Raw genomic sequence first — 6700 nt, forward strand, 5'->3', positions numbered from 1 at the left:
GGCGCCAGGCGCGAGGTATGAGGCGCGAGGCGCGGGGGCGGGGCCGGGCGGGCGGGGTTCAGCCGGCCGGCAGGGTGGCGTGCACCTGGCGGAGGAAGGACGCGTTGTCCGGTGTGTGGCGGAGCTTGGTGAGGACGGTCTCCAGGAGGGAGTGCCCCTCGCGGGACTGCAGGGCGCGGCGCAGGCCCCGCACGGCCGCCAACTCGGCGGGCGGCAGCAGGAGTTCCTCGCGGCGCGTGCCGGAGGGCGTGATGTCCACGGCCGGGAAGACGCGCCGGTCGGCGAGCGAACGGTCCAGCCGCAGCTCCATGTTGCCGGTGCCCTTCAGCTCCTCGAAGTAGTAGTCGTCGGCGCGGGAGCCGGTGTCGACCAGGGCGGTGGCCAGGATGGTCAGCGAGCCCGCCTCCTCGGTCAGCCGGGCCGCGCCGAACAGCCGCTTGGGGCCCTGGAGGGCGGCGGCGTCGACGCCGCCGCTGAGGGTACGGCCGCCGGACGCGGCCGCGTTGTTGTGCGCCCGGCACAGCCGGGTCAGGGAGTCCAGCAGGATCACGACGTCACGGCCGGTCTCGACCAGGCGCTTGGCACGCTCCACGGCCAGTTCGGCGAGCGCGATGTGCTCCTTGGGGGGCCGGTCGAAGGTGGAGGAGTACACCTCGCCGCGCACACCGCGCCGCATGTCGGTGACCTCCTCGGGACGTTCGTCGAGCAGCACCACCATGAGGTGGGCCTCGGGGTGGTTGGCGGCGACGGACGCGGCCAACTGCTGGAGCAGTACGGTCTTCCCGGTCTTCGGCGGCGCGACGATCAGCCCGCGCTGGCCCTTGCCCACGGGGGCGACCAGGTCGACGACCCGTGGACCGAGGGCGCCGGGCGCGCCCTCCAGGTGCAGGCGTTCGCGCGGGTGCAGGGGGGTGAGGTCGCGGAAGTGGGGGCGGCGGCGGGCGGCGTCCGCCGGTTCGCCGTTGACGAGGTCGACCTCGGCGAGGGTGCGGGGCCTGCCGCAGGCGCCGGTCACCGCGTCGCCCTTGCGCAGGCCGAACCGGCGGACGAGGGCGGCGGGGACCTGGACGTCGTGCGGGGCGGCTTCGAGGTTCGCCCCGCGCAGGAAGCCGTTGCCGCCGGCCGCCAGGTCGAGGACGCCCGCGGCCCGGACGGCCGGGGGCGGGGTGGTGCGGGGGGTTTCGAGTGTGCTGGTCATGGGGGTTCGGTCCTTTCGCGGACGCGGAAGTGCGGAAGTGCGGAGGTGAGCTGGGGAGGCCCGGTGAGATCGCGGCTGGTCGGCGCACAGGTCCATGGGTGGACGGCGCGGACGCCCCGGGCGGGAAACGGCAGGGGAACAAGGCCCTGCGAGGGAGAAACGGGTGCACGAGGCCCCGGAGAAGGGGTCCGCATGGGGGCCAGGACGTACGAAGAACGTCCGGCGACGAAATGAGCACCGCCGCCACGAAGGGGCGAGAACGGATGCAAGCGCAAGGTACCACAGCCGGGGCGTCCCCGAACACCCCCCTTCCTCCCGGGGTCCGCACGCGACGACCCCGTGGGCCGTTTTCCGCCCCCTGCCCCCTTGAGCGCCGGGCCCCTATGCTGTGGCCGGTGTTCACCCCCCAGGGCCCCTCCCTCCGCGAACTCGCCCGCCAGGCGCTCTCCTCCGTCGAGCACGGCTACGACCTGCTCGCCCCGAAGTTCGACCACACCCCCTTCCGCACCCCCGACGCCGTCCTCACCCCGGTGGCGAACCTCCTGCGCCGCCTCGGCCCCTTCGACGCCGGGCTCGACCTCTGCTGCGGCACCGGCGCGGGCGTCGGCGTCCTCCAGGAGGTGTGCCGCGCGCGGGCCGCCGGGGTCGACCTCAGCGCCGGGATGCTCGACGTCGCGCGCCGGAACGCGAGCAGGCGCGCACCGGACACCCCCGCGGAGGTCCCCGCCCACTGGGTGCGCGGCGACGCCCTCGCCCTCCCCTTCGGGCCGGTCTTCGACCTCGTGGTGAGCTTCGGCGCCTTCGGGCACTTCCTGCCCGCCCAGCGCCCCGCGCTGTTCGCGCAGGTCCGCCAAGTGCTGCGGCCGGGCGGCCGGTTCGCGTTCCCGCTGCCCGCGCCGGCCCGCCCCGGGTCGTACGCCCATCTCGCGATGCTCGGGTTCGACGCCGTGATGCGGGTGCGCAACGCGCTGTGGCGTCCCCCGTTCGTCATGTACTACCGGGGCTTCACGCTCGCCGCCGTCACCGCCGAACTCCGTGCGGCGGGCTTCGGCGTCACCACGTACGCACTGGACGAACCCGGCCGCCGCGAGGACGGCGCCCCCCGCTGCCGGATGCTCGTCGCCACCCGTCTCCAACCGGACATAAAAACTGTGTGAGTGCGATGCATTGCCGCACGGAAGCAGGGCACACGGAGGTGGCAGGACAAAGGCCCAACGGTCGCAAGGCCGTACGGCGGGCCCGCATTTCGTCTGACCCGGTCCATGAAGCGGGCGGAAAAGTGATGCAGCAGTGCACCTGACCGTGGGTCGCACGCTGTGCAGAGAGAAAGAGTGGAACCGCGATGATTGTTCTTGGTCTGATCCTGCTCCTCATCGGAGTGTTTGCCAGCATCTCGATCCTGACGACCGTGGGTGGCGTCCTGATCGTGGTCGGAGCGATTCTGTGGATTCTCGGTGCGACCGGACACGCGCTGGGCGGACGAAAGCACTATTTCTGACCGGGCCGGTCCCGGACCCGCCGTGGGTGGGCAAGCCTGAAGAAGGCCTGCCCACCCACGGCGTGCGTCCGGCCCTTCTCCCGCGCGGCGGTCACGTGCGCAGGCGCTCGCGTACGTACGTGAGCACTTCGCGCGCTACGAGTCGAACACCACCCGGAACACGCCGCGCACCACCCGCACGACCCCGCCGACCACTGTCCGTACGACACCCTCGGCGAGCCCCGACGTCACGACCTCGGAGCCCAGTTCGGCGGCGTCGTCGGACACGCCCTCGCCCCGGCAGGGCCGGTTCCGGCACACCCGGCGCAGACGGCCGGGCACCGGCCTCCCGCAGCGCCTGCACATCCGGCCCCCGTACTGCATGGTCGTCCCCGTTTCTGTCGGCGTGTTCCCGTGCTTCCTGTACTTCCTGTACGGGGAAGGACGCGCGGGCGGCGGGCGGGGTTCCCCCTCGGCCGGACGCGGCCACCGCGTCGGCTACAGCATGTCGAGCGGCTGCTTGCGTACGGGGCCGGGGAACGCGGCGTCCAGTGCCTTGAGGTCCGTCGCGGTGAGGGCGATCCCGAGGGCCGCGTGGTTCTCCTCCACGTGCGCGACGGTGGAGGCCTTGGGGATGGCGATGACATTGTCGTCGCGCAGCACCCAGGCGAGCGCCACCTGGAGCGGGGTCGCGCCGTGCGCCTCGGCGACGGACTCCAGGGCGGGGTGCCCCAGGAGCCGCCCCTGTTCCAGCGGGGAGTAGGCCATGACCGGCACCGAGCGCTCCCGGCACCAGGGCAGCAGGTCGTACTCGGGGCCCCGGCGGGTGAGGTTGTAGAGGATCTGGTTCGTCTCGGGGAGGTCGCCCGCGGGCAGGTCGTCCAGGTCGTCGACGTCCAGGTTGCTCACGCCCCAGGCGCCGATGCTGCCGTCGCCGACCAGGCCTTCGAGGGCTTCCACGGTCTCGGCCAGCGGAATTCCGCCGCGCCAGTGCAATAGGTACAGGTCGAGGCGGTCCGTGCCGAGGCGGCGCAGGCTCGCGCGGCAGGCGTCGACGGTGCCCCGGGAGTCGGCGTTCGACGGCAGGACCTTGCTGACCAGGAAGACCTCGTCGCGGCGGCCGCGGATCGCCTCGCCGACCAGCTCCTCGGCGGCACCGCCGCCGTACATCTCGGCGGTGTCGATCAGGGTCATGCCGAGGTCGATGCCCCGGCGCAGCGCGGCGAGCTCGTCGGCGCGCCGGGCCCGGCTGTCGCCCATGTACCACGTTCCCTGGCCCAGGGCGGGCACGCTCGCGCCGGAGGGGAAGGTCACGGTCCTGGCCGCTGTCATGGTGGATACCTCATTCCGTTCGTACGGGTGATGCAGTCGTCGCGCCCATGACGAGCACCCCACCACGGGCGCCCGCCGTCGCACAAACGCGGGCCCGTGAGCCGATCCCGCACCGGGGGGCCGGGGAGCTCCGGGGCCGGCGGTGCGGGCGGGGCGGCGACCCCTGCGTGCGGCCGTCCATGTGCGGGCCCCCATGATGAACACCATGAACCTCGGCACCCGCACCCCCCGCGCGACCGGCCTGCTCCTCGCCGCCGCCCTGCTGCCCCTGCTCACCTCGTGCGGTCTCACCGGCGTCCTGTCACCCGCCGAGGTGCGCGCGGACGCCGTCGACGACGGGAAGTCCGCGAGCGGGCCGGTCGACTGCGCCAAGGCGAAGTGCGTGGCGCTCACCTTCGACGGCGGCCCCAGCGCACCGACCCCGAAGGCACTGGACGTACTGAAGAGCGAGAAGGTGCCGGCGACCTTCTTCCTCCAGGGCAAGGGGCACACCGACACCTATCCGCAGACCGTGACACGCATGGCCGCGGAGGGCCACGAGACAGCGAATCACACCTGGTCGCACAAGAACCTGACCGAGCTGACCCCGGACCAGATCCGCGCCGAGATCGAACCGGTGCAGAAGGACATCGAGAAGGCGACCGGCAAGGCCCCCACCCTGATGCGTCCGCCGGGCGGCGCCACCAGCAACGACGTCTCCGAGGTGCTGGGGGAGATGGGCCTGGCCCAGGTCCTGTGGAGCGTCACCGCGAAGGACTTCCAGGTCAAGGACCCGGCAGAGATCAAGAAGCGGGTGCTGGAGCAGACCGAGCGGGACGGCATCATCCTGCTCCACGAGCGCTACCCGGCGACGATTCCCGCGCTGCCGGGCATCATCGCCGAACTCCGCAAGCAGGGCTACACGTTCGTGACGGTCTCCCAGCTCATGTCCCCGGCGAAGCCCGAAGCCGGCGAGGTCTACCGCCCCTGACGGGGAAGGTCTGCCGCCCCTGATGGCGAGGTCTGCCGCCCCTGACCGGCGAGCCGCGCGTGCCGCCGGCAGGGGCTCCGGGCCCCCGCCCCCGCCCCCCGCCCCGCGCCGGGCGCGGCAGCCGTCACCGGAACGCACCGCCGTCACCGGAAGTCCCCACCGCCGGAAGCACCCGCCGCCGCTCACCCCGCCCCCGGCAGGGACATCCGCGCGAGCCGGGCCGGGTCCACCACCGTCCTGATGGCCACGATCCGGCCTTCCGCGACCGTGAACGCCACCACCGCGCGCGGCGTGCCGTCCTCGTGCCGGGACAGGATCCCCGGCAGCCCTCCGACCAGCACCTCCAGGCCCTCCGCGGCCCCCCGGGCGCCGACTTGCGCGCCCGCGGCCACCTTCGTCGCGCCCAGGGAGACGACCGGGCCGTCCGGGGTCTCCACGGCCAGTTCCACCTCCGGGTCCAGCACCCGGAGCAGCTCCTCGAAGTCGCCCCGGCGCGCCGCGGCCAGGAACGCCCGTACCACCGCCCGCTCCTCCCGCCCGGCGCCGGACGGCCGCTCCCCGTCCCGCACCTTCCTGCGGGCCCGGCTCGCGAGCATCTTCGTCGCGGCGGTGGACCTGCCCAGGATCTGGGCTATCTCCCCGAACGGCACCCCGAACAGGTCGTGCAGCACGAACGCCAGCCGCTCGCCGGGCCCGAGCGACTCCAGTACGACCAGCAGCGCCGGCCCGACCGAGTCGGCCAGCAGCGCGTCGTCCTCGGGGGCGGGTCCCTCGTCCAGGGTCACCACCGGCCCGGACACGCCGTCGTCGTACGAGGCCTCCGGCCGGGCCTGCCGGGAGCGCAGCACGTCCAGGCTGATCCGGCCGACCACCGTGGTCAGCCACCCGCCCAGGTTGTGGATGGCGGCGGCGTCCTGGCGGGAGAGCCGCAGCCAGGCCTCCTGCACCACGTCCTCGGCGTCGGCGTACGAGCCGAGCATGCGGTGCGCGACCGCCCGCAACCGGTCGCGCTCGGCCTCGAACAGTTCGGCCGTCGGGTTCGGGGGACTGGTGCGGTGCGGGGTGCGGCTCATCGTTGTTACCTTCCTCGGCGCTGCTCCGTCATGGGGATGACGCGCCCGGCAGGGCACAGGTAACCGACGAAGGAGCAGGTCCGATGGAAGCACGTACCGCGCCACGCATGAAGAGCCCCGCCAGCCCCGATGTGATCACGGGAGTCCAGCACCTCTACAAGGCGATCCACGCCGCCGGGGTGGACGGCGGACTGCTCGCCCTGGTGCACCTGCGCACCAGTCAGATCAACGGGTGCAGCCCGTGCGTGCACGCCACCGTCCAGGCGGCGACCAAGGCCGGGGAGTCCGCCGAGCGGCTGCACCACGTGGTCGCCTGGCGCGAGACGCCCTTCTTCACCGAGGAGGAGCGGGCGGCGCTCGCCCTGGCGGAGGCGGCGACCCGGATCCAGGACGGCGCGCCGGGGGTCACCGACGAGATCTGGGAGGCGGCGGCCCGCCACTTCACTCCGGAGCAACTGGGCGCCATCACCCTGGAGATCTCGCTGACCAACCTCTTCAACCGGCTCAACCACACCGTCCGGGAACAGGCCGGCAAGACCTGGTGAACCGGACGGGGCGGCGGGGGCCCCCCCCCCCCCCCCCGGCCCCCCCCCCCCCCCCCCCCGGGGGGGCGCCCAGGGGGGGCACAAACATTGCCCCGCCGGCCCCCC

Annotated in this window: 8 protein-coding genes; 4 read left to right on the forward strand and 4 right to left on the reverse strand. The window is 73.4% G+C overall.

Annotated features, from left to right (window positions below; translation table 11 throughout):
- Positions 1-58: 58 nt before the first annotated feature.
- Entirely contained in the window at positions 59-1198 is a 1140-nt protein-coding gene (gene rho, locus ACIP93_RS17745; protein ID WP_401759911.1) for a transcription termination factor Rho, read from the reverse strand.
- Positions 1199-1593: 395 nt separating this feature from the next.
- Between rho and ACIP93_RS17750 the strand changes: the two genes are divergently transcribed.
- Together ACIP93_RS17750 and ACIP93_RS17755 are read left to right on the forward strand one after the other, a co-directional pair.
- Positions 1594-2355 carry a class I SAM-dependent methyltransferase gene (locus tag ACIP93_RS17750; RefSeq protein ID WP_401759914.1) on the forward strand — a complete coding sequence of 254 codons (762 nt, stop codon included), beginning with the start codon at positions 1594-1596 and terminating at the stop codon, positions 2353-2355.
- Between the two features lie 185 nt (positions 2356-2540).
- Positions 2541-2696, forward strand: a complete 156-nt coding sequence (locus tag ACIP93_RS17755; RefSeq protein ID WP_345219500.1) for a DUF6131 family protein — start codon at positions 2541-2543, stop codon at positions 2694-2696.
- Positions 2697-2831: 135 nt separating this feature from the next.
- Here ACIP93_RS17755 and ACIP93_RS17760 read toward each other — a convergent pair whose 3' ends face one another.
- On the reverse strand, positions 2832-2963 hold the full coding sequence (locus tag ACIP93_RS17760) for a hypothetical protein (RefSeq protein WP_345219501.1): 132 nt from the start codon (positions 2961-2963) through the stop codon (positions 2832-2834).
- Between the two features lie 210 nt (positions 2964-3173).
- The gene (locus ACIP93_RS17765) at positions 3174-4007 is read right to left on the reverse strand and encodes an aldo/keto reductase (RefSeq protein WP_401759919.1); all 834 of its coding nucleotides are present in this window, start codon (positions 4005-4007) and stop codon (positions 3174-3176) included.
- Positions 4008-4212: 205 nt separating this feature from the next.
- Between ACIP93_RS17765 and ACIP93_RS17770 the strand changes: the two genes are divergently transcribed.
- Complete coding sequence (locus ACIP93_RS17770; protein WP_401759922.1) at positions 4213-4977, forward strand: polysaccharide deacetylase family protein; 765 nt, start codon at positions 4213-4215, stop codon at positions 4975-4977.
- A 182-nt stretch (positions 4978-5159) separates the two neighbouring features.
- Here the strand turns inward: ACIP93_RS17770 and ACIP93_RS17775 are convergent, their stop codons facing one another.
- Complete coding sequence (locus ACIP93_RS17775) at positions 5160-6050, reverse strand: sigma-70 family RNA polymerase sigma factor (RefSeq protein ID WP_345219504.1); 891 nt, start codon at positions 6048-6050, stop codon at positions 5160-5162.
- Between the two features lie 83 nt (positions 6051-6133).
- Between ACIP93_RS17775 and ACIP93_RS17780 the strand changes: the two genes are divergently transcribed.
- Positions 6134-6595, forward strand: a complete 462-nt coding sequence (locus ACIP93_RS17780) for a carboxymuconolactone decarboxylase family protein (protein WP_345219505.1) — start codon at positions 6134-6136, stop codon at positions 6593-6595.
- Positions 6596-6700: the final 105 nt, after the last annotated feature.

The organism is Streptomyces sp. NPDC088745, assembly GCF_044751045.1.
GTDB classification, from domain to species: domain Bacteria; phylum Actinomycetota; class Actinomycetes; order Streptomycetales; family Streptomycetaceae; genus Streptomyces; species Streptomyces cremeus.

Excerpts from the sequence above, each read along its gene's own strand:
- rho (WP_401759911.1), bottom strand. The coding sequence starts at position 1,198 with ATGACCAGCACACTCGAAACCCCCCGCACCACCCCGCCCCCGGCCGTC.
- ACIP93_RS17755 (WP_345219500.1), top strand. The coding sequence starts at position 2,541 with ATGATTGTTCTTGGTCTGATCCTGCTCCTCATCGGAGTGTTTGCCAGC.
- ACIP93_RS17765 (WP_401759919.1), bottom strand. The coding sequence starts at position 4,007 with ATGACAGCGGCCAGGACCGTGACCTTCCCCTCCGGCGCGAGCGTGCCC.
- ACIP93_RS17770 (WP_401759922.1), top strand. The coding sequence starts at position 4,213 with ATGAACCTCGGCACCCGCACCCCCCGCGCGACCGGCCTGCTCCTCGCC.
- ACIP93_RS17775 (WP_345219504.1), bottom strand. The coding sequence starts at position 6,050 with ATGAGCCGCACCCCGCACCGCACCAGTCCCCCGAACCCGACGGCCGAA.
- ACIP93_RS17780 (WP_345219505.1), top strand. The coding sequence starts at position 6,134 with ATGGAAGCACGTACCGCGCCACGCATGAAGAGCCCCGCCAGCCCCGAT.